Origin of the sequence: Kitasatospora sp. NBC_01287, from assembly GCF_026340565.1 — a bacterium.
GTDB lineage: Bacteria > Actinomycetota > Actinomycetes > Streptomycetales > Streptomycetaceae > Kitasatospora.
Map to the genome: position 1 here is coordinate 3,342,483 of NZ_JAPEPB010000001.1, position 25,632 is coordinate 3,368,114.

General features: G+C 73.6%; 16 protein-coding genes and 1 pseudogene. 9 read left to right on the plus strand and 8 right to left on the minus strand.

Annotation, left to right across the window (positions count from 1 at the left end; genetic code table 11):
* Positions 1-200: 200 nt before the first annotated feature.
* From gltX to OG455_RS13975, 3 genes are all read right to left on the minus strand, one after another.
* The gene (gltX, locus tag OG455_RS13965; protein ID WP_266293562.1) at positions 201-1,700 is read right to left on the minus strand and encodes a glutamate--tRNA ligase; all 1,500 of its coding nucleotides are present in this window, start codon (positions 1,698-1,700) and stop codon (positions 201-203) included.
* Positions 1,701-1,710: 10 nt separating this feature from the next.
* Complete coding sequence (locus OG455_RS13970; RefSeq protein ID WP_266293564.1) at positions 1,711-2,511, minus strand: fumarylacetoacetate hydrolase family protein; 801 nt, start codon at positions 2,509-2,511, stop codon at positions 1,711-1,713.
* A gap of 124 nt (positions 2,512-2,635) precedes the next feature.
* Positions 2,636-2,857, minus strand: a complete 222-nt coding sequence (locus OG455_RS13975) for a hypothetical protein (protein WP_266293566.1) — start codon at positions 2,855-2,857, stop codon at positions 2,636-2,638.
* A 672-nt stretch (positions 2,858-3,529) separates the two neighbouring features.
* On the opposite strand from OG455_RS13975, the gene OG455_RS13980 reads away from it, so the two are divergent.
* From OG455_RS13980 to OG455_RS14015, 8 genes are all read left to right on the plus strand, one after another.
* Positions 3,530-7,405 carry a nitrate- and nitrite sensing domain-containing protein gene (locus OG455_RS13980; protein WP_266293568.1) on the plus strand — a complete coding sequence of 1,292 codons (3,876 nt, stop codon included), beginning with the start codon at positions 3,530-3,532 and terminating at the stop codon, positions 7,403-7,405.
* A 10-nt stretch (positions 7,406-7,415) separates the two neighbouring features.
* The gene (locus tag OG455_RS13985) at positions 7,416-7,829 is read left to right on the plus strand and encodes a roadblock/LC7 domain-containing protein (RefSeq protein ID WP_035797811.1); all 414 of its coding nucleotides are present in this window, start codon (positions 7,416-7,418) and stop codon (positions 7,827-7,829) included.
* 101 nt (positions 7,830-7,930) lie between these two features.
* A complete protein-coding gene (locus OG455_RS13990; RefSeq protein ID WP_266293570.1) occupies positions 7,931-8,356 on the plus strand; it encodes a DUF742 domain-containing protein in 426 nt (141 codons plus the stop codon).
* Positions 8,337-8,921 (plus strand): ATP/GTP-binding protein, encoded by a 585-nt coding sequence (locus OG455_RS13995; RefSeq protein ID WP_266293572.1) that lies wholly within the window; start codon positions 8,337-8,339, stop codon positions 8,919-8,921. The genes OG455_RS13990 and OG455_RS13995 overlap by 20 nt, the downstream gene beginning before the upstream one ends.
* A gap of 350 nt (positions 8,922-9,271) precedes the next feature.
* Positions 9,272-12,853 carry a nitrate- and nitrite sensing domain-containing protein gene (locus OG455_RS14000; RefSeq protein WP_266293574.1) on the plus strand — a complete coding sequence of 1,194 codons (3,582 nt, stop codon included), beginning with the start codon at positions 9,272-9,274 and terminating at the stop codon, positions 12,851-12,853.
* Positions 12,854-12,863: 10 nt separating this feature from the next.
* Positions 12,864-13,277, plus strand: coding sequence for a roadblock/LC7 domain-containing protein (locus OG455_RS14005; RefSeq protein ID WP_035797811.1), 414 nt, complete (start codon positions 12,864-12,866; stop codon positions 13,275-13,277).
* A 288-nt stretch (positions 13,278-13,565) separates the two neighbouring features.
* The gene (locus tag OG455_RS14010) at positions 13,566-14,126 is read left to right on the plus strand and encodes a DUF742 domain-containing protein (protein WP_266293576.1); all 561 of its coding nucleotides are present in this window, start codon (positions 13,566-13,568) and stop codon (positions 14,124-14,126) included.
* Entirely contained in the window at positions 14,107-14,691 is a 585-nt protein-coding gene (locus OG455_RS14015) for an ATP/GTP-binding protein (RefSeq protein WP_266293578.1), read from the plus strand. Before OG455_RS14010 ends, OG455_RS14015 begins: the two co-directional genes overlap by 20 nt.
* A gap of 82 nt (positions 14,692-14,773) precedes the next feature.
* Here OG455_RS14015 and cimA read toward each other — a convergent pair whose 3' ends face one another.
* From cimA to OG455_RS14035, 4 genes and pseudogenes are all read right to left on the minus strand, one after another.
* Positions 14,774-16,399: a citramalate synthase gene (gene cimA, locus OG455_RS14020; protein ID WP_266293580.1), complete on the minus strand. Its 1,626-nt coding sequence runs from the start codon at positions 16,397-16,399 to the stop codon at positions 14,774-14,776.
* A gap of 453 nt (positions 16,400-16,852) precedes the next feature.
* Positions 16,853-17,965: a branched-chain amino acid aminotransferase gene (locus OG455_RS14025; RefSeq protein WP_266293581.1), complete on the minus strand. Its 1,113-nt coding sequence runs from the start codon at positions 17,963-17,965 to the stop codon at positions 16,853-16,855.
* A gap of 186 nt (positions 17,966-18,151) precedes the next feature.
* Positions 18,152-19,189: a 3-isopropylmalate dehydrogenase gene (locus OG455_RS14030; protein ID WP_266293582.1), complete on the minus strand. Its 1,038-nt coding sequence runs from the start codon at positions 19,187-19,189 to the stop codon at positions 18,152-18,154.
* A gap of 131 nt (positions 19,190-19,320) precedes the next feature.
* Positions 19,321-19,586 (minus strand): annotated as a pseudogene (locus tag OG455_RS14035) (Uma2 family endonuclease); the annotation flags it as partial.
* Between the two features lie 95 nt (positions 19,587-19,681).
* Between OG455_RS14035 and OG455_RS14040 the strand changes: the two are divergent.
* Entirely contained in the window at positions 19,682-22,132 is a 2,451-nt protein-coding gene (locus OG455_RS14040; RefSeq protein ID WP_266293584.1) for a YfhO family protein, read from the plus strand.
* Here OG455_RS14040 and OG455_RS14045 read toward each other — a convergent pair.
* Positions 22,113-25,454 (minus strand): S8 family serine peptidase, encoded by a 3,342-nt coding sequence (locus OG455_RS14045; RefSeq protein WP_323185503.1) that lies wholly within the window; start codon positions 25,452-25,454, stop codon positions 22,113-22,115. The genes OG455_RS14040 and OG455_RS14045 overlap by 20 nt on opposite strands.
* Positions 25,455-25,632: the final 178 nt, after the last annotated feature.

The following is a 25,632-nucleotide window of genomic DNA, read 5'->3' on the forward strand; positions in this document are numbered from 1 at the left end:
CCCTTGAGAGAGGTCTTGCTCGATGATCGCGCCGGGCCGATCGGTGGTTCTCGGTGAGGCTTCTGGTCCCTCGCCGGTGCCCTCCCGGGCGGCGCAGAAAGAACATTACCCGACGCCTGGCCCCGCTCCAAAATCGATAACCGCAGGCCCGGCGTCGGGCCTGGTCACAGCGGCTCGCCGTGACCAGGCCCGACGGGCTGTCAGGCGCTCGGCAGCCCGTCCAGCGCGGCACCGAGGCGGCGCAGCGTCTCGGCACGGCCGAGCAGCTCCATCGACTCGAAGAGCGGCGGGGAGATCCGGCGGCCGGTGACGGCCACCCGCAGCGGCGTGAAGGCGAACTTGGGCTTGATGCCCAGGCCCTCCACCAGCGCCTCGCGCAGCGCGGCCTGGATCGGCTCGGGGGTGAAGTCGCCCAGCTCCGTCAGCGCCTTGACGCTGGCCTCGAGCACCCGGCGGGCGTCGGCGGTCAGCACCTTGGCCGCATCCTCGGCATTGACCGCGAAGTCGGCGGGGGCCACGAAGAGGAAGCCGAGCATGTCGACCGCCTCGGAGAGGACGACCATCCGCTCCTGGGTGAGCGGCGCCGCCTGGGCCAGCAACTCCAGCTGCTCCGCCGTCGGCTCGGCCGGCAGCAGGCTGGCCCCCTGCAAGTAGGGCACCAGCCGACCGGCGAAGTCCTCGGGCGCCAGCAGCCGCAGGTGGTCGGCGTTGATCGACTCGCACTTCTTCAGGTCGAAGCGGGCCGGGTTGGCGTTGACCTTGCTGATGTCGAAGGCCTCGACCAGCTCCGCCATGGAGAACCGGTCCCGGTCCTCGGCCAGCGACCAGCCCAGCAGCGCCAGGTAGTTGAGCAGGCCCTCGGGCAGGAAGCCGCGCTCGCGGTACAGGTTGAGGTTGGCCTGCGGGTCGCGCTTGGAGAGCTTCTTGTTGCCCTCGCCCATGACGTAGGGCAGGTGGCCGAAGCGCGGGGTGGCGCCGCTGCCCACGCCGATCTCCGCCAGCGCCGCGTAGAGCGCGATCTGACGCGGCGTGGAGGAGAGCAGGTCCTCGCCACGCAGCACGTGGGTGATCCCCATCAGGGCGTCGTCCACCGGGTTGACCAGGGTGTAGAGCGGGGCGCCGTTGGCCCGCACCAGGCCGTAGTCCGGCACGTCCTTGGGCTCGAAGCTGAGGGTGCCGCGGACCAGGTCCTCGAAGACGATGGTGTTCTCGGGCATCTTGAACCGCAGGATCGGCTGCCGGCCCTCGGCCCGGAAGATCGCCTTCTGCTCCTCGGTCAGCGTCCGGCACAGGCCGTCGTAGCCGGAGGGCAGGCCGGCCGCCCGGGCGGCCTCGCGGCGGGCGTCCAGCTCCTCGGTGCTGCAGAAGCACTCGTAGGCGTGCCCGGCCTCGTGCAGCCGGCGGGCCACGTCGGCGTAGATGTCCATCCGCTGGGACTGCCGGTAGGGCGCGTGCGGGCCGCCGACCTCGGGGCCCTCGTCCCAGTCGAAGCCGAGCCAGCGCATCGCGTCGAGCAGCTGGTCGTAGGAGTCCTCGGAGTCGCGGGCCGCGTCGGTGTCCTCGATCCGGAACACCATGGTGCCGCCGTGGTGGCGCGCGAAGGCCCAGTTGAACAGGGCGGTGCGGACCAGGCCGACGTGCGGGTTGCCGGTCGGGGAGGGACAGAAACGGACCCGGACGGTCGGGTCGGTGGTAACCACGCTTACAGCCTCAATTTCGCTTGATGACCTTGTTGGCGAGAGTGCCGATGCCCTCGATGGAGACGGCGACCTCGTCGCCGACGTTCAGGGGCCCGACACCCGCCGGGGTGCCGGTGAGGATGACGTCGCCCGGGAGCAGCGTCATGGCCTCGGAGATGTGCGCGACCAGCTCGGCGACCCCGCGGACCTGCTGCGAGGTCCGCCCGCTCTGCCGGAGCTCGCCGTTGACCGTGCAGGTGATGGCCAGGTCCGCCGGGTCCAGCTCGGTCTCGATCCACGGGCCGAGCGGGCACGAGGTGTCGAAACCCTTGGCCCGGGCCCACTGGCCCTCGCGCTGCTGGACGTCGCGGGCCGTCACGTCGTTGGCGCAGGTGTAGCCGAAGACCACCTCGGGCACCCGGGCCGGCGGCACCTCGCGGCACATCCGGCCGATCACGACGGCCAGCTCGGCCTCGTGCTGCAGGTCGCTGGAGAACGGCGGGTAGGCGATCGACTCGGTGGGGCCGATCACCGCCGTGGAGGGCTTGAAGAAGGTCAGCGGGACCTCGGGCACCTGGTTGCCCAGTTCCGCGGCGTGCGCGGCGTAGTTGCGGCCGACCGCGACGATCTTGCTGGGCAGCATCGGGGTGAGCAGGCGGACCTGGTCGAGCCGGTAACTCTCGCCGGTCAGCTGGGGGGTGCCGAAGGGGTGGCCGGCCATGGCGTGCACCACCAGCGACTCCGGCTGGGCGGCGTCGCCCTCGACCACACCGAAGGAGACGCCGGCGGCGGCCGCTCCCCCTTCTCGGACAGAGAACCTGGCAATTCGCACGGCTGGGCAACCTCTCGGGGCGCGGTGTCGATTCGGCTCCAGGCTATCGCCCGGCCTACGGGCGAGGGCGCCGCCACCAGTGGTGACGGCGCCCTCGGGGTACCTGCCGGGTGGGCGGCCGCGCTCAGCCCTGCTGCTGCCCGGGGAGCGTCATCAGCACGGTGCGGCGCGGGTTGGCGGTGCTCGTCGGCAGCTCGGCCGGGTACTCGATCGGCTCCAGCGTGGCGCGGGCGCCGGGGAGCTGGCTGAAGTCCTCCAGGGACGCCAGCGTCGTCCGGCGCGGGTTCGCCGTCGAACGGGCGACGAGCGTCGACTTGGTGGCCGACTTGGCCGGGCTCTGGGACATCGGTTCTGCACCTTCTATTCAGGGTGGGCCGGTGGCGGGGACTCGCTGGCCCAGCGTAGGGATCTCATTCCACAGACGCCGTGACCAAAGCTACACATTAGCCTGTGAGTTTGCTCACAATTTCCTGCCGAACGCTCGCAAATTGGATATTTCACCCAAGAAGTAAATTCCGACAAAACCGATGTACTACGCATATCAGGAACCTGCCGGGGCGGCGCGTTCCGGCCGTTGGACCGCCAACTGTCCGAAAAGGGCCGTATTCACGGCCCGCGCCGCACCGTCCGTGAGACCCCGCGCGCACTCGGTAGCCCCACCCCGGTCGCCACCCCGCCCCTTGTTGGAGTTCCCGGGCTGTGCTGGAATGCCACGAACCGCCGGAGGTGACCCTCCTTGACCCTGCGCGCGGCGCGAACCGCGGTCCTTCGACCGCCCCTCGGGCCCGGCGCAGTCCTCAGGAGAGCTACCCACGGCGGCACACGTGCATTCCCGGATCAGCCGGGTCTGCCGAAATCGAAACTCGACACCGCCCGTCCTCGGCAACGCGGAGGGGCGCCCGGTCCAGAGGTTGCGACGCCAGTGCAGGGACGTTTCAAAAGGGGTAGCGGCGCCGCGGCAGGCAAGCCGGATTCACCGGAGCCCCTGGGTGCCCCCCAGCAGTCGGACCCGGACGCCGTGCCGGGCGACCGGCTGACCAACGGCGACAGTGAGGTCGAGCCGGACCTCGACGACGAGGACGGCGAGGGCCGCGGCAACGGACGGGCCCGGCTGCGCGTCTCGCTGACCCGCCGCCGCAACGCGACCGGTTTCGGCCGACTGCGGATGCGCAACTGGCGCATCCGCACCCGCCTGATCGCCCTGCTGCTGCTCCCCGTGGTGGTCGCGCTGGTCCTCGGTGGCCTGCGCATCTCCAGCTCGGCGCAGAGCTCGCAGCAGCTCGCCCAGATGACCAACCTGAGCGACCTCGCGGTCAAGGCCACCGCGCTCGCGGACGCGCTGCAGACCGAGCGCGACGTCAGCGCCGGCCCGCTGACCGAGGACAAGTCCAAGCAGTACGCGCAGGTCGACCAGGCGCAGAAGGCGACCGACGCGGCCAACAAGGCGTACAACGCGCGGGCCGACAGCTTCGACGGCACCGACCTGTCCGGCGGCAACTCGCTGCTGATGCAGGTCCGTACCGACATGGAGCTGCTCTCCACCACGCGCACCAACGCGTACGGCGACAAGGACAACATCGAGGCGACGGTCACCAGCTACGACACGATCATCAAGGATCTGCTGTCGATCAGCCAGGACATCGCGCTCGGCTCCTCCAACCCCGACCTGGTCAAGGCCACCCGCGCGCTGGAGCAGTTCTCCGAGGAGAAGGAGAGCAGCTCCGAGCAGCGCGCCCTGATCAGCGCCGCGCTGGCCCGCCCCGGCGGCGCCGACCTGTCCAACTCGGACCAGAGCTTCGGCCTGCGCCTGCGCACCGCGTACTCCAACGCGATCACCAACTTCAACTCGATCTACGGCACCACCGCCGCGCTGAAGCTGCGCGCCCGCCAGTCGTACAACACCAACATCAGCCTCGCCGACCGCTACGCCAGCCAGGTGCTCACCCTGAACGGCATCAAGCAGGCCGACCCGCGCACCTACGAGGACTGGTACGAGCAGTCGAGCGTCCGGATCGACGCGGACCGCGCGATCGAGGGCCTGCTGCTGGACAACCTCAAGAACGAGGCCCAGACGCTGCAGTCGCAGGCCGACAACGACGTGATCCTCAACGGCGTGGTCGTCGCGCTGGTGCTGCTGGTCGCCGTGATCGGCGCCGCCCTGGTGGCCCGCTCGATGGTGCGCTCGCTGACCAAGCTGCAGACCGCGGCCGAGGACGTCGCCGAGCGGCGGCTGCCGGAGCTGGTCAAGACGCTCTCCGAGAGCGACCCGCACGACGTGGACGTCACGGTGGAACCGGTCGGTATCGACTCGTCCGACGAGATCGGCCACGTGGCGCACGCCTTCGACATGGTGCACAGCGAGGCGGTCCGCCTGGCGGCCGAGCAGGCCCTGCTCCGCGGCAACATCAACTCGATGTTCACCAACCTCTCGCGCCGCAGCCAGGGCCTGATCCAGCGCCAGCTCTCGCTGATCTCCGAACTGGAGAGCCGCGAGGCCGACCCCGATCAGCTGGCCAGCCTCTTCAAGCTGGACCACCTCGCAACCCGCATGCGCCGCAACGGTGAGAACCTGCTCGTCCTCGCCGGCGAGGACCCGGGCCGCCGCTGGACCAGGCCCGTCCCGCTGGTCGACGTGCTGCGCGCCGCCGCCTCCGAGGTGGAGCAGTACGAGCGCATCGAACTCGCCACCGTCCCGTCCGCCGAGGTGGCGGGCCGCGTGGTCAACGACCTCGTCCACCTGCTCGCCGAGCTGCTGGAGAACGCCACCTCCTTCTCCAGCCCGCAGACCCGGGTCCGGGTCACCGGCCACTCGCTGCCGGACGGCCGGGTGCTGGTCGAGATCCACGACACCGGCATCGGCCTCTCCCCCGACGACCTGGCCGAGATCAACGAGCGCCTGGCCAACCCGCCGACGGTGGACGTCTCGGTCTCGCGCCGGATGGGCCTCTTCGTGGTCGGCCGCCTCTCGCTGCGCCACGGCATCCGGATCCAGCTGCGCCCCAGCGACTCCGGCGGCACCACCGCGCTGGTCATGCTCCCGGTGGACGTCACCAACTCGGCCGACCGGCGCGCTCCGCGCCCCGGCCAGGGCCAGGGCGGCCTGCCCGGCAAGGGCCAGCGCGGGGTCGCTCCGACGCCGCGTCAGCAGCGCACGCTGCCCGGTGCCCCGGCTCCGGCGCTCGGCCAGGGCGGCGGCCCGCCCGCCGCGCCGTGGGGCTCCCCCCGGCCGGAGGGTGGCGGAAGCCGCCCGCAGCTCGGCCAGGGTCCGCAGGGCCCGGGCCAGGGCGGTGCCCCGGCCGCGCCGACGGCACCCGCCGGCGGCCTGCCGACCCGCGCGGTCGGGCAGTCGCTCCGGGAGACTCCGCCGCCCGGACGCCCGCAGCAGGGCGCTCGCCGTCCCGGCGCGCCCGCGGGCGGCCCCGGCCTGCCCCGGCGCGGTGCCCCGGCCCCGGCCCCGCAGCAGGGCCAGCAGGCCCCGCAGGGTCAGCAGATGCCGCAGGACCCGACCGGCGAGCAGCCGCAGCACGGCCGGGCGGACGGCCGCGGCCAGGGTCCCGGGGTGCGTGGCGACGTCGGCCCGAACGGGCGTCCCGGCGGACTGCCGCAGCGCCGCCCCGGCCAGCAGGGCCCGGGTCAGCAGGGCCCGGGTCAGCAGGGCCCGGGTCAGCAGCAGGCTCCCGGCCGGCCGGGTCAGGGCCGGCAGGCTCCCGGTCAGCAGGGCCAGGGTCCGCAGGGTCCCGTTCAGCAGGGTCAGGGCCAGGGCCGGCCGCAAGGCCAGCAGGGCCCCGGCCAGCCGCTGCCGGGTCGCCCCGGACGGCCGGCCGTCCGGCCCGGCCAGCAGCAGCCCGGCCAGCAGCCGGCCCAGCGGCCGCAGGCGCCGGTCGGCGACCCGCAGGGTCCGCCCACCGTTCAGCAGCCGGTGATCGCCCAGGGCGCGCCCGCGCCGACCCCGGTCGAGAGCACCGTGCCGTTCGCCAGGCCCGCCTTCGAGGCCAGCCAGATCGACCCGCGCGACCCGCTGGGCCTGGGTCTCGTCGAGCCGGTGCTGCCGAGCGTGGCCAACCCCGCGCCGCGACCGGTCGCGCAGCAGCAGCCGCAGTTCCAGCAGCAGGCCCCGCAGCAGGTCGCCCCGCAGCAGCCGCAGCAGCCGATGGCGCTGCCGCCGCGCCGCGCCACCGAGCGCGGGACGGCACCCGCCGGCCCACGCGAGGAGGAGCAGCCGGGCGTCCGCACCGGTGGCGCGAACCGGATGGCCTCGGTGCAGGTGAACCAGCAGCAGGCCGAGCGCCAGCAGGCGCAGCAGCAGGAGCGGTCGCAGCCGTACCAGCCGCAGCGCCCGGGCACCACGGCACCCGGTTTCACCGAGCCGCAGCCCCCGCAGGGACCGGGCCAGGGCCAGCAAGCGCCGGGCCAGCAGGCACCGGGGCAGGGCCGGGCGCCGTTCGGCGGACCCGGCCAGGGCCCTGGCGACGCGCCGTGGCGGCCGTCCGCGAACGACGAGCGCTGGCGGCGCGCCGAGCAGGTGCGCGAGCCCTCCTCGGACGGGGTCACGCTCTCCGGGCTGCCCCGCCGCACCCCCCAGGCCAACCTGGTCTCCGGCACCGCCGAGGCGGCGCCGCTGACCGGTCCGCAGGTCTCCCGGGCTCCCGAGGAGGTGCGCGGCCGGCTGACCAACCTGCGCCGCGGCATCCAGCAGGGCCGCCGGGCGGGCGCCGAGGCGACCCAGGGCATCCCGGTGCAGGGAATGCCGGACCAGGGACAGCAGTTCGACGGTTTCGGGCGCCCCGCCGGTACCGACCCAGCACAGGGCGACTACCGTTCTGCCGCGCCGGACCCCTTCGGGGACGGCGGCCGTGGCGGCTACGGCTACGGCACTGAGAACCAGGAGCGTTGAGTTGAGTCAGATGAGCCAGGCCGCACAGAACCTGAACTGGCTGATCACCAACTTCGTGGACAACACCCCCGGGGTGTCCCACACAGTGGTGGTCTCCGCCGACGGGCTCCTGCTCGCCATGTCCGAGGGCTTCCCGCGCGACCGCGCCGACCAACTCGCCGCCGTCGCCTCCGGCCTCACCTCCCTCACCTCCGGCGCCAGCCGGATCTTCGAAGGCGGCGACGTCAACCAGACCGTCGTCGAAATGGAACGAGGCTTCCTCTTCCTGATGGCCGTCAGCGACGGCTCCTCCCTCGCCGTCCTCGCCTCCCCCGACTCCGACATCGGCCTGGTCGGCTACGAGATGGCCCTCCTGGTCGACCGCGCCGGCGCCGTCCTCACCCCCGCCCTGCGCGCCGAACTCCAGGGCAGCCTCCTGCACTGACAACGACGCACGTCACCCTCCGCCGGGCCCGGTACCACCGGGCCCGGCGACCTACCCCACAGCTGACGCAGTTTTCAGCCGCAGTGCAAGGAGGATCGCGCATGACCCCGCCCCCGACACCGGCCGGCTCGTACGGCAACGGGTACGGCTCCGGCTACGGCGACCAGAACAACGGCGGCTACGAGCAGCAGCCGCTGGTGCGCCCGTACGCGATGACCGGTGGTCGTACCCGGCCCCGCTACCAGCTGGCCATCGAGGCCCTGATCTCCACCACCGGCAACGCGGCCCGCTCCACCGGCCTGCTGCCCGAGCACCAGCGGATCGTCCAGCTGTGCCAGGAGGTCAAGTCGGTGGCCGAGATCTCGGCCCTGGCCCAGGTGCCGCTCGGGGTGGCCCGGATCCTCGTGGCCGACCTGGCAGAAGCCGGCCTGGTCGCCATCCACCAACCCGCCGCCGCCGGCGACTCGGGCGGAACTCCGGACGTCACGCTGCTCGAAAGGGTCCTCAGTGGACTTCGCAAGCTCTAGCCCCGCGGCGGCCACCCGGGCCACCACCTCCGCGAAGATCGTTGTCGCGGGTGGCTTCGGCGTCGGCAAGACCACCCTCGTCGGCGCGGTCTCCGAGATCAACCCGCTGCGCACCGAGGCCGTCATGACCTCCGCCTCGGCGGGCATCGACGACATCAGCAAGGTGTCCGGCAAGACCACCACCACGGTGGCGATGGACTTCGGCCGCATCACGCTGGACGAGGACCTCATCCTCTACCTGTTCGGCACCCCCGGACAGGACCGCTTCTGGTTCATGTGGGACGACCTGGTCCGCGGCGCCATCGGCGCCGTCGTCCTGGTCGACACCCGCCGCCTGGCCGACTGCTTCCCCGCCCTCGACTACTTCGAGAACAGCGGCCTGCCCTTCGTCGTCGCCCTCAACGGCTTCGACGGCTACCAGCCGCACACCCCGGACGAGGTCCGCGAGGCGCTCCAACTCGGCCCCGACACACCGATCATCGCGTTGGACGCCAGGCGCCGGGACAGCGCCAAGAGCGCCCTGATCACCCTGGTCGAACACGCGCTGCTCGCCCGGCTGCGCTGACCCGGACGGGGGCCCCGAACCACCGGGGTCCCCGTTCTGTACGTCACATAACAGGTTCTGTGGATCGCATAACGGTTCGGTAGGCATTTCGGACCTTTTCGTGACACACCGTAGTCACTCAGGTTCACTCGGATTACAGCATCCACTGGTTTCGCCGCTCCTGTCAGCGATTGTCCGAATTGTTCCTCGGTGGGCCTGCGACCAGACCTGTTTGTCCCGTTCTCCCGCACGTGCTGAAATTCCAGCTACCCCGAATTGACCCACGGCAGTTCCACCCAGCAGCGGGCTGCGGCCAGGGGTAGCCGCTGGATAGATCCATGGCCGCCAAGCGGCCGAGAGGTTGTTGTCGAGTGAGGCGTAAGCAGCCAGTCACCCCGCAGCGGCGCTCCGAGCCCCGCGAGACGGACCGCAGCGGCCAGAGCACTGCCGGGTTCTCCCCCTTCGCGGCGAACACCGAGCGTCCGCCGCTGGCCAACTCCGGTGCCCCCGGCCGGCCGGCCGGCTCCGGGCCCGAGGTGATCAGCGCGGGCGGTGATGACCGTCCAACGGGGACCAGCCGGTACGAGTTCCTCGCCTTCCGCAACTGGCGGGTGCCGGTCCGGCTGGTCGCGATCATGCTGATCCCGGTCACCATCGCGCTGGTCTTCGGCGGCATGCGCGTCAACACCTCGTTCGACGACTACGTCAAGGCCAGCAGGGCCGAGCAGACCGCGAAGCTGGCCCAGGCGGCGACCAACCTGGCCGACGCGCTGGAGAACGAGCGCGACCTCACCCTCGCCCCGCTGCTCACCGGCCAGGACCCGAACGGCACCGTCGCCCAGCTGCGCTCCGCCACCGACCAGAAGCTGGCCGCCTACCGGACCGCCTACGCCAAGGTCAGCGGCGACCCCGAGATCGCGCAGGACGACTACGCCTTCGAGAACAACGTCGCCTCGCTGGCGAGCCTGCGGACCAACGCCTACAGCGTGCACCTCTTCGCCAGCGCGACGGGCAACGCCTACTCGACGCTGATCGACCCGCTGCTCTCGATCGACAGCTCGGTCGGCGCAGGCAGCGCCGCCGGGGTGAACCGCGGCCGCGCCATCTACAACATGTCGCAGACCAAGGCCTACGCCTCGGCCCAGCGCGCCCAGATGCTGATGCTGCTGGTCGGCATCGCCGCCGAGCGGACCACCAAGTACGAGAACACCCAGCTGATCCAGGACCTGCTGGTCGCCTCGAGCATCGAGCAGAACTCGCTGAGCGCCTTCCAGAACGGCGCCTCGGCCGACGACAGCCACGTGTACGCCAACGCCCTGGTCACCCAGGCGACCGCCGACACCCACCTGCCGCTGCGGATGCCCGACAAGACGTCGCTGCCGACCATGAACGGGCTGATGAACATCGGCCTGGCCTACCAGGCCGCCGCCCAGGCCGGCATGTCCGACGGCCAGGACGTGGCCGCCGCGGCCGCCGCGGACGCCAAGGCGGCCGGCCTGACGCCGGAGAACTGGGTGCAGGCCACCGCCAGCGAGATCGGCCCGCTGCGCGCCACCGAGACCCAGCTGCTCGGCAGCGTCGTCGGCGACGCGGTCACCGCCAAGGACGGCGCGCAGACCGACGCCATCCTCAACGCCTCGATCGTGATCGCCTCGCTGGTACTGGCCGGCCTGCTCACCGGCTTCATCGCCCGCTCGATGATCCTGGGCATGCGCGTGCTCAACACCAGCGCGCTGGAGATCGCCAACACCCGGCTGCCCGACCTGGTCGAGAAGCTCTCCAAGACCGACCCGGACCGGGTGGACACCAACGTCGAGGCGATCGCCCTGTGGGGCCGGGACGAGATCGGCGAGGTCGCCCGCGCCTTCGACCAGGTCCACCGGCAGGCGGTCGCGCTCGCCGCCGAGCAGGCCCTGCTCCGCGGCAACCTGAACGCGATCTTCTCCAACCTCTCGCGCCGCAGCCAGGGCCTGATCCAGCGCCAGCTGGCGCTGATCACCGACCTGGAGAACAACGAGGCCGACCCGGACCAGCTGGAGAACCTCTTCAAGCTGGACCACCTCGCCACCCGCATGCGCCGCAACGGTGAGAACCTGCTGGTCCTCGCCGGCGAGGAGCCGGGCCGCCGCTGGAACACCCCGGTCCCGCTGGTCGACGTGCTGCGCGCCGCCGCCTCCGAGGTGGAGCAGTACGAGCGCATCGAGCTCTCCGGCATCCCCGAGGCCGAGGTGATCGGCGCCGCCGTGACCGACCTCGTCCACCTGCTCGCCGAGTTGCTGGAGAACGCCACCTCCTTCTCCAGCCCGCAGACCCGGGTCAACGTCAACGCGACCCGGCTGCCGGACGGCCGCGTGCTGGTCGAGATCCACGACAAGGGCATCGGCCTGACCGCCGAGGACTTCGCCGAGATCAACGAGAAGCTCGCCGAGCCGCCCACGGTCGACGCCTCGATCTCGCGCCGGATGGGCCTGTTCGTGGTCGGCCGGCTCTCCGACCGGCACGACATCCGGGTCCAGCTGCGCCCCTCGGGCGAGTCGGCCGGCACCACCTCCCTCGTCATGCTCCCGGCCGCGCTCACCCAGATGCGCGCGATGCCGGAGCCGGAGGAGGAGTTCACCGTCTCGCGGATCTTCGCCGAGCAGGAGCCGCAGCCGAGCTGGGGGCAGGAGGCGTTCGCCGCTCCGCGCAGCGCCGCCGAGCTGGGCTTCGACGACAACCTGGCGCTCGGCGGCGGGGCCGGCGGGTTCAGCCCCGCGCTGGACTCGATGCAGCGCTCGCTGCGGCTGGACGAGCGCCGCCGCGCGGCGCTGGAGGCCGGCCCGGACGAGCACGGCGAGCTGTCGGGCGAGTCGCCGTTCGGCCAACAGGATTTCAACGCGCAGGAGTTCAACGCGCAGGAGTTCGGCCAGCAGGACTTCAACGCACCGGAGTTCGCCGAGGCCGGCCCCGGGGCCGGCGACCCGGACTACGTCGAGGCCGAGTTCGTCGAGGCCGAGACCGAGTACGAGCAGCCGGCGACCTACGCCCAGCAGGGCTACCCGGCCCAGAACCACGAGCAGGGCGGCTACCAGGGCTACTACGGCGACCAGCAGTACGCCGAGCCCGGCTACCAGCAGCCCTACGAGGACTACGGGCAGCAGGGCTACGAGCAGGGCGGCTACTACACCGACCAGAACGCCCAGCAGCCCTACGAGTACCAGGACGGCGGCTACCAGGACGGTGGCTACCAGGGCAACGGCTACCAGCAGCCCGCCGCCTACCAGCCCGCCCCGACCGGCTTCGACGGCTTCGCTCCGCGCGACCAGCGCGGTCAGGAGACGGCCGCCGGCCACCCGTACGAGGCACCGGCGCTGCCGGCCGCCGCTCCGGCCCCCTCGCTGGACTCGGGGCTGCCGCTGCGCCGCCCCGGCCAGCAGCTGGCCGGCGGGCTCGGCGCCCGCTCGATCGGCGACCTCGACTCCGGGGAGCAGCCGAACTGGTTCACCGGCGCCAAGGACACCTCGGGCACCGAGGAGGTCGACGCGCGCGGCCACCAGGTGTCCGGGCTCGGCAGCTCCGGCCCGACCGGTCCGACCGGTCCGACCGGCCAGGCCGCCTGGCAGTCGGCGAACGACGGCGCCTGGCAGCGGGCCGAGCAGGTCCGCGAGCCGGCCGCCGGCGGGGTGACCGGCTCCGGTCTGCCGCGCCGCGTGCCGCGGCAGAACCTGGTCCCCGGCAACGCCAAGCCCGCCGCCTCGGAAGGCCCGCAGGTCTCCCGCAGCCCCGAGGAGGTGCGCGGCCGGCTGACCAACCTGCGCCGCGGCGTGGAGCAGGGCCGCAACGCCGGCGCCGACGGTCAGACCGGTAGCTTCCGGATCGACCACCAGGACATGTCCCAGCCGGACCGCCCCGGACGCGGACAGCAGAACGACAGCACCGATCTCTTCGGCGGCTCGAACCACCAGGAGCGTTGAGTTGACCCAGATGAGCCAGGCCGCACAGAACCTGAACTGGCTGATCACCAACTTCGTGGACAACACCCCCGGGGTGTCCCACACAGTGGTGGTCTCCGCCGACGGGCTCCTGCTCGCCATGTCCGAAGGCTTCCCGCGCGACCGCGCCGACCAACTCGCCGCCGTCGCCTCCGGCCTCACCTCCCTCACCTCCGGCGCCAGCCGGATCTTCGAAGGCGGCGACGTCAACCAGACCGTCGTCGAAATGGAACGAGGCTTCCTCTTCCTGATGGCCGTCAGCGACGGCTCCTCCCTCGCCGTCCTCGCCTCCCCCGACTCCGACATCGGCCTGGTCGGCTACGAGATGGCCCTCCTGGTCGACCGCGCCGGCGCCGTCCTCACCCCCGCCCTGCGCGCCGAACTCCAGGGCAGCCTCCTGCACTGAGACTGCCCTGCTGACCGGCCGTCAGTATGCTGACGGCCGGTCAGCAGGTTTTCGGAGGAGGTCTTCTGACGGACCACCGTATGCTCCTGACGGTCCGTCGGGCACCCCGGTGAAGGCATGCCGTCACCGTCGTAGTACTTGTAGTATCCAGCCGCCCCCTTTTCGATCCCGTGGCGACGGGCTCGGCTTCAGGCTCTGTACCGGCACCTCGCACCACCGGCCTCGGTCCCACCCGAGGCCGCGTCCGCACCTTGCACCGCACCGCCGCATCTTGTGAGGAGAGGAACCGTGACATCGCCCGACGATCGGCAGGGCCAGTACGGAGTCCCGTACCCCGGCACCGGCCACGACGCGTTCGGGACGCCCGGCGCAGGCCACGGCCAGAGTTACGGCCGAGCGCAGTACGGCCAGTACGGCGCCTCGTACGGCCGTCCCCTCCCGCAGCAGGATCCGCAGGCCGCGCGGGCCCACCAGGGGCCGCAGGCGCCCGAGGACGAGATGGACAGCGGCCCGCTGATCCGGCCGTTCGCGATGACCGGCGGCCGGACCAGACCGCGCTACGAACTGGCCCTGGAGGCCCTGGTCTCGGCCAGTGTCGACCAGGCCCGGCTGGCCACCCTGCTGCCCGAGCACCAGCGGATCTGCACGCTCTGCGCCACCGAGGTGAAGTCGGTGGCCGAGGTCTCCGCGCTGCTCTCGCTGCCGCTCGGGGTGGCCCGGATCCTCGTGGCCGACCTGGCAGAAGCCGGCCTGGTCGCCATCCACCAGCCCGCCGCCGGGGGCGAATCCGGCAACCAGCCCGACGTCACGCTGCTCGAAAGGGTCCTCAGTGGACTTCGCAAGCTCTAGCCCCGCGGCCGCCGCCCGTGCCACCACCTCCGCGAAGATCGTTGTCGCGGGTGGCTTCGGCGTCGGCAAGACCACCCTCGTCGGCGCGGTCTCCGAGATCAACCCGCTGCGCACCGAGGCCGTCATGACCTCCGCCTCGGCGGGCATCGACGATCTGACCCACACCGCGGGCAAGACCACCACCACGGTGGCGATGGACTTCGGCCGCATCACGCTGGACGAGGACCTCATCCTCTACCTGTTCGGCACCCCCGGACAGGACCGCTTCTGGTTCATGTGGGACGACCTCGTGCGCGGCGCCATCGGCGCCGTCGTCCTGGTCGACACCCGCCGCCTGGCCGACTGCTTCCCCGCCCTCGACTACTTCGAGAACAGCGGCCTGCCCTTCGTCGTCGCCCTCAACGGCTTCGACGGGCACCAGGCGCACACCCCGGACGAGGTCCGCGAGGCGCTCCAACTCGGCCCCGACACACCGATCATCACCCTGGACGCCAGGCGCCGGGACAGCGCCAAGAGCGCCCTGATCACCCTGGTCGAACACGCGCTACTCGCCCGGCTGCGCTGACCGGGCCGCGCTGACCCGGTGGCCGGGATCCCGTGGGCTCGGGGTCCCGGCCACCAGGTCAGGCGCCGGGTCAGGCGCCGGGTCAGGCCTCCGGCGTCAGGCCGGCCTTGAGCAGGGTGTAGGTGTAGGCGTCCTCCAGCGCGAGCCAGGAGGCCGCGATCACGTTGTCCGCGACGCCGACCGTGGACCAGGTGGCGCTGCCGTCCGTGGACTCGACCAGCACCCGGGTGCGCGAGGCCGTGCCGTGCTCGCCCTCCAGGATCCGCACCTTGTAGTCGACCAGCTCCAGCTTCGCCAGCTGCGGGTAGATCCGCTCCAGGGCGGCCCGCAGCGCCTTGTCCAGGGCGTCGACCGGGCCGTTGCCCTCACCGGTGGCGATCATCCGCTCGCCCTTGGCCCAGAGCTTCACGGTCGCCTCGTCGCCCGCCCGCCCACCCGCCAGCTGCTCGCTGATGGTCCGCCAGGACTCCAGGGTGAAGAAGCGGTCCCGGTTGCCGTTCACCTCGTCACGGAGCAGCAGTTCGAAGGACGCGTCGGCCGCCTCGTAGGTGAAGCCGAGGTTCTCCTGCGCCTTGACCCTGGCGACCACCCGGCCGACCAGGTCGCGGTCGGCGGACAGGTCGTAGCCCAGTTCCCTGCCCTTGAGCTCGACCGAGGCCCGCCCGGCCATGTCGGAGACCAGCATCCGCATGGTGTTGCCGACCAGCTCGGGGTCGATGTGCTGGTAGAGGTCCGGGTCGACCTTGATCGCGGAGGCGTGCAGGCCGGCCTTGTGCGCGAAGGCCGAGACCCCGACGTAGGGCTGGTGGGTGGACGGGGTCAGGTTCACCACCTCGGCGATGGCGTGCGAGATCCGGGTCATCTCGGCCAGCTTGCCCAGCGGCAGCACCCGCCGTCCGTACTTGATCTCCAGCGCGCCCACCACCGGGAAGAGGTTGGCGTTGCCGACCCGCTCGCCGTAGCCGTTCGCGGTGCACTGCACGTGGGTGGCGCCGGCGTCCACGGCGGCCAACGTGTTGGCCACCGCGCAGCCGGTGTCGTCCTGGGCGTGGATGCCGAGCCGGGCGCCGGCCGAATAGGTCCGGCACTGCGCGAGGACGTCGGCGACGATCTCGCGCACCCCGCCGGGCAGCATCCCGCCGTTGGTGTCGCAGAGCACCACCACGTCCGCGCCGGCCTGGTGGGCGGTGCGGACCACGGCGAGGGCGTACTCGCGGTTGGCCCGGTAGCCGTCGAAGAAGTGCTCGCAGTCGACGAAGACCCGGCGGTCGCGGGAGCGCAGGTAGGCCACGCTGTCCCGGACCATCTCCAGGTTCTCCTCCAGCGTGGTGCGCAGCGCCAGCTCCACGTGCCGGTCGTGGGACTTGGCGACCAGGGTGATCACCGGGGCGCCCGAGTCGACCAGCGCCGCGAGCTGCGGATCCTCGGCCGCGTTGCCGCCGGCCCGCCGGGTGGCCCCGAAGGCGACCAGCCGCGCGTGCTTGAGGTCCAGCTCGGCGGCCGCCCGGGCGAAGAACTCGGTGTCCCGGGGGTTGGCGCCGGGCCAGCCGCCCTCGATGAACCCGACCCCGAAATCGTCCAGGTGCCGTGCGATGGTCAGCTTGTCGGCCACCGTGAGGTTGATGCCCTCGCGCTGCGCGCCGTCGCGCAGGGTGGTGTCGAAGACGTGGAAGCTGTCGTCGGGGTGACGCGTACTGCCGTCGGTCATGGCCCTGGTTTCTCCGTTCGGGGAGAGTCTGCTGCTGCTTGCTGCTGCCGGAGTCGGTCCTCCCGGCTCCACTGTCCACTGTCCCGCGCGCCACCGGGAATCCGTGCCCGCCTGGTGGGCGGCGCCGGTGGTCCTGGTCCTGCCCGGTCGGCGTGGGGTGGGCTCGACGGGGCAAAACAAAAGACCCCTCGCGGGTGCGAGAGGTCTGCGCGCGGGTCGTGTGACGCTGTGCTCGTCCCGCGGGGTTCACTGCGGAACGGTCACTGCGGACCGGCGCGCCTGCTGCTAATAATGAGCGCGAGCGAGGACACGTTCGCAGTCTGGCACAGGTTCCGCGGGGTGGGCGGGACGTCTCGCGATCCGGGACGGGGTGTCAGAAGCGGAACACTTCGGGGTTACCCACCCCCGGGCGCCCCGCCCCCGCAGGGCGCCCGGGAGGAACGGTCCAACGGCTCAGGCGATGGGGTGCAGCCAGCCGTGGGTGTCGGCCACGGTGCCGCCCTGGATGCCGAGCAGGGTCTCGCGCAGGCGCATGGTGACCGGGCCGGGCTCGCCCTTGCCCACGGTCCAGTCGGCGCGGGCGGACTTGACCGAGCCGACCGGGGTGATCACGGCGGCGGTCCCGCAGGCGAAGACCTCGGTGAGGGTGCCGTCGGCGTTGGCCTGCTTCCACTCGTCGGTGGAGATCTTGCGCTCCTCGGTGGCGTAGCCGAGGTCGGCGGCCATGGTGAGCAGCGAGTCGCGGGTGATGCCGGGCAGCAGGGCGCCGGAGAGCGCGGGGGTGACGATCTTCGCGTCCTCGCCCTCGCCGAAGACGAAGTAGAGGTTCATCCCCCCCATCTCCTCGATCCACTTGTGCTCCGCGGCGTCCAGCCAGACCACCTGGTCGCAGCCCTGGGCGGCGGCCTGCGCCTGGGCCACCAGGGAGGCGGCGTAGTTGCCCGCGCACTTGGCGGCGCCGGTGCCGCCGGGGGCGGCGCGCACGTACTCCTCGGAGAGCCAGACCGAGACCGGCTTGACGCCACCGGGGAAGTAGGCGCCGGCCGGGGAGGCGATCACCACGAAGAGGTACTCGTTGGCCGGGCGGACCCCGAGGCCGATCTCGGTGGCGAACATGAAGGGCCGCAGGTAGAGGCTCTGCTCGGCCTCGGTGGGCACCCACCCGCGGTCCTGCTGGACCAGCAGCTCGACGGCCTTGACGAAGGCCTCGGTGGGCAGCTCGGGCATCGCCAGGCGGCGGGCCGAGGCCTGGAAGCGGGTGGCGTTGGACTCGGGGCGGAAGGTGGCGACGGAGCCGTCGGGCTGGTGGTAGGCCTTGAGGCCCTCGAAGATCGCCTGCCCGTAGTGCAGGGTCATGTTCGCCGGGTCCATCTCCAGCGGCGCGTACGGGGTGAGCTGGGCGTCGTGCCAGCCGCGGCCCTCGGTCCAGCGGATGGTGACCATGTGGTCGGTGAAGATCCGGCCGAAACCGGGGTTCGCCAGCCGCGCCTCGCGCTCCGCCGCCGACAGCGGGTGCGCGGAGGGCTTGAGCTCGAACGTGATGGGCGCCTGGGTGGGCGTGGTCATGGCTTCTGTCCTTCACCGTGGGGTTGGTCAGGGCCGTTGACCGCCATCCGGCGGCGGGTCGGGGGACCCCCGGGTACGCCGAAGGCACGGCCCACTGTTGATACTCGCATCTAAGGGGCCGTGCCGAACAGCTGTGGGGTTGTCACGCCTCGAAGGGCGCCTCGTTCCGCCTCCCGGCCCGGCCCGTCAGCCGGCTACTCGGGCGGCGAGCGCGTCGCCGACCTCGGTGGTGGTGCGGGTGCCGGTGCGCTCGGCCAGGTCGGCGGCGACCGCCGCCTCGACCGCGGCCGCCTCGGTGGTGAAGCCGAGGTGGTCCAGCAGCAGGGCGACCGACAGCACGGTGGCGGTCGGGTCGGCCTTGCCCTGGCCCGCGATGTCCGGGGCGGAGCCGTGCACCGGCTCGAACATCGAGGGGAACTCATCGGAGGGGTTGATGTTGCCGCTCGCGGCCAGGCCGATGCCACCGGTCACGGCGGCGGCCAGGTCGGTCAGGATGTCGCCGAAGAGGTTGTCGGTGACGATCACGTCGAACCGCTCGGGCTGGGTGACGAAGAAGATGGTCGCCGCGTCCACGTGCAGGTAGTCGGTGGTGACCTCGGGGAAGTCCTGGCCGACCTGCTGGAAGATCCGGGTCCACAGGTGGCCGGCGTGCACCAGCACGTTGTTCTTGTGGACCAGGGTCAGCTTCTTGCGCGGGCGGGCGGCGGCGCGGCGGTAGGCGTCGCGGACCACGCGCTCGATGCCGAAGGCGGTGTTGAGGCTGACCTCGGTGGCCACCTCCTGCGGCGTGCCGGTGCGCAGCGAGCCGCCGTTGCCCACGTAGGGGCCCTCGGTGCCCTCGCGGACCACCACGAAGTCGATCTCGGGGTCGCCGGCCAGCGGCGACGGCACGTTCGGGAAGAGCTTGCCCGGGCGCAGGTTGATGTGGTGGTCGAAGGCGAAGCGCAGCTTCAGCAGCAGCCCCCGCTCCAGCACCCCGGACGGGACCGACGGGTCCCCGATGGCGCCGAGCAGGATCGCGTCGTGCGACTTCAGCTCCGCCAGCACGGTGTCGGGCAGGGTCTCCCCGGTCGCGTGGTACCGGCGGGCGCCGAGGTCGTACTCGGTGGTCTCCAGCTTCACGTCGCCGGGGAGCGCGGCGGTGAGCACCTTGAGGCCTTCGGCGACGACTTCCTGGCCGATGCCGTCACCGGGGATCACTGCGAGACGAAGGGTGCGAGACATGCCGGGAACGCTACTCCTGCGTCCCAGGGGATGACATCTTCCGTCCACTATCCGGACGGATGGTCAGCGGGACGTCGAGCGGGAAGGGGTGCTCCACGGTCAGGCGGTCGTGGAAGATGCCGGTGGGGACGTAGCTCGGGCTCGGGCCGGTTCCGCTCGTCGAGCTTCACGGTCATCTCCCGCCAGACCTCCCAGCCCGCGGGAGCGGCACGCTCCAGCGCGCACGCTCAAGCACCCGGATCATCAGCGAGTGAGACGTGGTCTGCGGGCTCACGAAGATCAGGCTCCCGTCGATCAGCTCCGTGTGCGGAGGCAGGTCCGGGAGCCGGTCCAGGTCATCGGCCGTCCAGCCGCCGACGGGCGGCCGGAGCCAGTCCGGGAACGGTTCGACGCTCATCATTGCTCCCGTGCGAGAGATTCTGGCGATCCAGTTCAGGCTACCCGGCGGGTCCTGAGGCGGGATCACCCGAACGTGTCCCGGATGATGTCGCTATGCGGGAGAGGCGGGCGCCCCTGGGGGCGGCGGGGCTGGCGATGGGGGCGTACGCGCTGGCGCTCGGAGCGCGGGGGGCGTATCCGTTCGGGCACGGGCCCCGGCCCGGCACGGTGCTGGCGGAGCAGGTGGTGCCGCTGCACACGCACCTCTGGGACCTGCTGCACGGGCAGGGCGGCGGCGACCTGCTGCTCAACTGGAACAGCGGGTACGGCGTGCCGTTCCTGCCCGACCTGATGAGCGGGCTGCTGAACCCCTTCTCGCTGCTGGTGCTGCTCTTCCCGCGCGATCAGGTGGGCCTGGCCGTCTTCCTCGGCACCCTGCTGAGCATCGGGCTGGCCACCGCGCTGATGACCGTCTTCCTCGGGCGGCTGCACCCGGGCCCGGGGTGGCTGCGGGCGCTGCTCGCCACCGGCTACGGGCTCTGCGCCTGGGTGCTGGTGGACGGGGTGGAGCAGCCGGCCTGGCTCTGGGGGCTGGTCTCGCTGCCGATGCTCTGCCTGGCCGCCGACCGCTGCCTGCGGCGCACCGGCTGGCCGCTGGGCGCGGCGGCCGTCGCGCTGGCCTGGGTCGGCGACTTCTACACCGCCGCGACCGCCTCGCTCGGAGCCGGCCTGGTGCTGGTGCTGCGGCTGCTGCTGGACCGGCGGCCGGTCCGGGAGCGGCTGCGCGTGCTGGGGCGGGCGCTGGCGATGGCGGCGGTCGGGATCGCGGCGGCCACGCCGGTGCTCTGGGTGACCTTCGAGGCCGGCCGCGCCGCGGTACCCGCCGCCGTGCTGCGCCCCGCTCCCCCGGGCCTCGGCGACTACCTGGCCCAACTGCTGCCCGGCGGCCTCACCGCCCGGGCGCTGCCGCAGGTCTTCACCGGCGTGCTGGGCCTGCTGCTGGTGGCGGCGCTGCCGTTCAACCGCGGGGTGCGCGCGGCCGAGCGGCTGGCCTGGACAGGCGCGCTGGTGCTGGGCGCGGCTTCCTTCGCGTGGCGCCCCGCCCTGCTGCTCTGGCACCTGTCGAACGCGCCGGAGGGCGACCCGTACCGGTCGACCTTCGTGCTGAGCGGGCTGCTGACCATGGCGGCCTGGACCTGCCTGGCGCACCGGCCCACCCCGCTCGCGCTGGGCGGCGGGGTGGCGCTGCTCGCGCTGCCGGCCGCGCTGACCCACGGGCGGGGCGGCGGCGGGGCGGCGGCCTGGCTGCTGCTGGGTCTCGGGGTGCCGGTGGCGGTGGCGGCGCTGTGGGGCCTGGGGAGATCACCCCGGCTGGCGACGGCCGTGCTGGGCTGCGCCGTGCTGGCCGGGTCGGGCGGGGCCGCGTACACCCTGCTGGGGCCGACCGATCGGCAGCGCGACCGACCGGCGACCGGGCCCGAGGCGGCGGAACTGCGGCAGGCCCGGCAGCTGGTGCGGGCGGCCGACAGCTGGCCGGCCGGGCGCAGCGACCCCGGGCCGCACGTCTTCACCGGCAACGACCCGATGCTGCTGGGCGGCGAGGGCGGCGGCTACCGCAGCGACTACCTGCCGCAGGCCACCGCGCAGGCGCTGCACGGGCTGGGCGCCGGCCGGCTGCGGCAGGGGCGGCAGACGCTCAGCTTCGCCGATCCGGTCGGGCAGGCGCTCTTCGGGATCACCGCCTCGCTGCAGCCCGATCTGACGCAACTCCGCGGCCCCGCCGCACCGCTGGTGACGGTGCCCCCCGCCGCACCGGCGGGCGGCCTCTCACTCTGGGCGCGGCGGGAGCGGCTGCTCGGCGCGACGGTGTACCAGGTCCCGGCACTGGTGCCGGGCGGCGGCCCGGCGGCGCCCACCGACCACGGGCGCAGCGGCTGGTCGCTGCCCACCACCCCGCCCGGCAGCGACGGCACGGTGCTCACCGCGCGCTGCGACCCGGGACGGGCGGCCTACCTCTACGCGCCCTACCTCGCCGGCCGGCTGACCTGGCCGGGCGGCTCGCTGGACGCGCACGGGGAGCAGGACGCGACGGCGCTGCCGGTCATCGCGCTCGGCCCGGTGCCGGCCGACGGGGTGGTGCGGGTGACGGTCCGGGTCGAGCCGGCCACCCAGGTGCCGGCCGAGCCCTTCGCCTGCCTGGACGAGGCGGCACTGGCCGACGCCCTGCGGGAGCTGCGCGCGCACGGCGCCACGCGGGTGCGGGCGGGCGGCCACTCCCTGTCGGCCCGGCTGCCGCCCGGCAGCACCGGCACCGCCGTGCTCGCGGTGCCGGCCGTGCCGGGCTGGCGCTGCGCGGTGGACGGCGGGCCGGCCGTCGCGGCCGGGTCGGCCGAGGGGCTGCTCGCGGTGCCGCTGGGGAGCGGCGCCGGGAGCCTCGCCTGCTCCTACCGGCAGCCGGGGCTGGCGCCGGGCCTGCGGGTGGCGGCCGGCGCGCTCGGGGCCTGGGTGCTGGTGACCGGCTGGGCCTGGTGGCGGCGGCGCGGCGTCAGCCGGCCGGCAGGGTGATCAGCTGGGCCCGCCGCCCGTCCTCGTTGAGGTGGTGGACCAGCAGCAGCCGGGCCGGGCCCGGCGCCGCGCGGCGCACCTCCAGCAGGGTGCCTGGGAGCTCCGGTCGGAGCAGGGCGCTCGCTCCCCCCACCGAGAGGCGGATGTCCAGCGCGGGATGCAGCGGGTCGATCTCCAGCGCGGGGCGCCCCTGGCTCAGGCCGATCGAGGAGAGCGCGTGCGCCGGGTCGGGCGCCGCGCCGACCTGACCGGTCCAGATGGCGTAGTGGATCCGGCCGCCGGCGGCCGGCAGGCCGGGCAGTGCGGCGAGCCGGATCGGCAGGACGACGGTGTCGCTGTCCAGCAGATCGGTGTCGGTCTCTCCCCACCGGGCGTTCAGCGGCTGGACGTCGAGTTGGCGCCCGGTGCGGGCGTCCAGCAGCCGGGCCACCAGGACATCGCTGCCGGGCAGCCGGTCGGCCAGGACCAGGGCGTCGGGTCGGCCGTCCCCGTCGGTGTCGAGTGCGGCCCGGACGGCGACGGCGGCCACCGGGCCGGCCGAGGGGGCCCAGCTGGTGGCGGCCAGGTAGAGGGTGGCGTCGGCCGCGCCGACGGTCGGGGCGTCGCTGGCCGCGCCGACCGCGCGCAGGTCGGCGGCACGGTCCAGCGGCCGCTCGGCGCAGCGGGCCCGGGCGGGCCCGGCGGCGCTGCCGTGGCTGTCGCCGCTCGGGCCGCTCGGGCTGCCGGGCACGGGGCTGCTCGGGCTGCCGGGGTCGGGACCACCGGGACCACCGGGACCACCGGTGCCGGGGGTGCCGGGGGTGCCGGGGGTGCCGGCCGCGCAGTCGGGCCGGCGCTCGGCCTCGCCGCCCAGCGCGAAGGCGCTGACCAGGGAGGCCGTCCCGCCTCCGGTGCGGGCCGGGGTGCCGGTGATGGCGATCCTGGCCGGCTCGGCGCCCGGGCTGCCCAGGACCGTGGCGGTCAGCTCGGAGGCCGCCCGGGGCGCGGCGAAGAGCGGCACCCGCAGCACCGGCGGCCCGGCCGCCACGGGGGTGAGCAGCAGCTCGCCGGAGAGCTCGCCCCGGAACGACCTGGCCCGCCCGGCCTGGGTCAGCACCAGGCTCGGATCGGGGACCCGGTCCAGGGAGCCGGCGGCGCTCAGCACGACCCGGACGGTGCCGCTCTCCCCCGGTGCCACGGTCAGCTGATCAGGCGTCAGACGAAAGGCCGCGCCGGGTAGTTCGGTGGCGGCCTGGTAGCCCGTGCGGTAGGAGAGCGGCGCGGCGGAGAGGTTGCGCACCGTCACCTCCCTGGTCAGGGTGAGCGGACCGGTGACCGGCACCGGGCCGAAGGAGAGCCCGACCTGCCCGGCGTCCCCGGCCGCGTAGGCCACCGCGGGGGTGGCGACGGCCAGGTCGGCGCGGACCCGGCCGGCCCCGACCCGCTCGGGGCCGAGCGCCGGCGCGGCGCCGCCCGGGACGGCGCGCGCGTCGGTGGCGCGCACGTCGGTGGCGGTGTTCATCAGCGCGGCCTTGACCTCGGCCACGCTCCAGGTCGGATGCGCGGCACGCACCAGCGCCGCGATCCCGGCCACGTGCGGGGCCGCCATCGAGGTGCCGTCCTCGCGGGTGCCCTGGCTGCCGCTGCCGGCCTTGGCCGACCAGATGGTCTCGCCGGGCGCGGCCAGGTCGGGCTTGACCACCCCGGCCTGCCCGATGCCGCGCGAGCTGAACCGGGCCACGGTGTCGATCCGCTCGGGCTGGTCCTGGGCGACCGCGCCGTGCAGCGGGTTGCCGGGCGCGGCCAGCTCGACGCCGACCGCACCGCCGCCCAGCGCCGCGCGCAGCCGCTCGCCCTCGGCCCGGGCCAGGATCGCCTCGGGGATCCTCTCGTCGCCGCTGACCTCGCCGAGGTGGTCACCGTCGGCGGCGAGCAGCACGCCGAGCGCGCCGGCGGCCGCCGCGTGGTCGGCGCGCGGGGTGGAGCCGCAGCCCCGGTCGGCGTCCTCGACCGCCCAGTCGAGCAGCGCCACCTTGCCGCGCAGCCGGGCCGCGTCGGCCGCGTCGAAGGGGGCGCAGCCGTCCAGGTCGGCGGCGGGGCGGGCCAGCTCGCCGGCCACCTCGGCGGTGCTCCAGTCGCGGTAGCGGGCGCTCCAGTGCGCGGGCAGCAGGCCGGCCAGCGCGGGTGGGGCCAGCACCCGCACCCCGTCGGCGTCGCCGTGGCCGCCCACCGAGGCGGCCACCGCGATCGCCCGGGCGGCCACCCCGGGGCTGCCGCCGGCCCCGTGGACGTCGCCGTCGTTGCCGGCCGAGGCGACCACCACGGTGCCCGCCTCGGCGAGCTTGTCGGCGGCCAGCGCGTCGGCGTCGGCCGGGTCGCCGAAGTCGCTGCCGAGGGAGAGGTTGACCACGTCCAGGTGGTCGGTGAGGTCGCCGTCCTGGTTCGGGTCGGCGGCCAGGTCGAGGGCGTGCGCGAGCTGGTCGGTGGAGCCCTGGCAGCCGAAGACCTTGATCGCGTAGAGGGTGGCGCCCGGGGCGGCGCCGGGGCCGATCCGGAAGGCCGCCGGATCGAGGCCGGGGCGGTAGGGGCCGCGGTAGGTGCGGCCCTGGGCGTCGACGCCGTAGCCGGCCGCGGTGCCGGCCACGTGGGTGCCGTGGCCGTTGCGGTCGCAGTCCAGCGGATTGGGGTCGGGGTGCGGGACGGGCTGGTGGTCGGCGGCGGCCGGGTCCGGGTCGTAGTCGTCGCCGACCAGGTCCTGACCGCCGGTGACCTTGGCGTTCGGGAAGAGCGCGGCAGGCGCCGGCGCGGCGCTGTCCACCGAGCGGTAGGCGGCCTCGGTGCCGGGGCCGCCGAAGTCGGCGTGGGTGTAGTCGACACCGCTGTCGATGATGCCGATCCGCACCCCCGAGCCCGTGGTGCCCGTGCTGCCAGGTGGGCCGGCCCAGACTGTGGGGGCGCCGGTGAGCGGGACGGAGTGCGCGTTGGCGCGCTGCTTGAGGGCGATCGGATGGACCGCGCGCACCCCCGGCAGCCGGCGCAGCGCGGCCAGCCGGGCCGTGGGGGCGTTCACCGCCAGGCCGGTGAGCAGGGCCTGGGTGCGGTAGAGCACCTGGATGTCGGGGCCCATCGCGCGGGCCAGCCCGGTCAGCGCCGCGTCGGCCCGCTGCCGCGCGGCCCGGCCGGCCGCGGCGGCCGCCTGCCGCGTCTGCTCCGGGGTGCCGCGCCGACGCCGGACGCCCTCGGCGGCCCGCCGCCAGGCGGGGGCGGCGGACTCGGTGTCCAGCTCCAGCAGCACCGACTCCCGCTCGGCGGAAGTGCCGGGCGCGGCGGGCAGGGCGGCCACCGGGCCGGCCGCGAGCGGGCCGGGCGGCAGCGCGGTGAGCAGTGTCGGTCCGGCGAGCAGGCCCAGGGCCAGCAGGAGCCGGGCCGGCCCTCGAAGGACCGGTGGCCGAACTTCCGGTGGCCGGGCGGCTCGGCGACGGGGTGATCGGGGTGATCGAGGTGATCGGGGTGATCGGGGT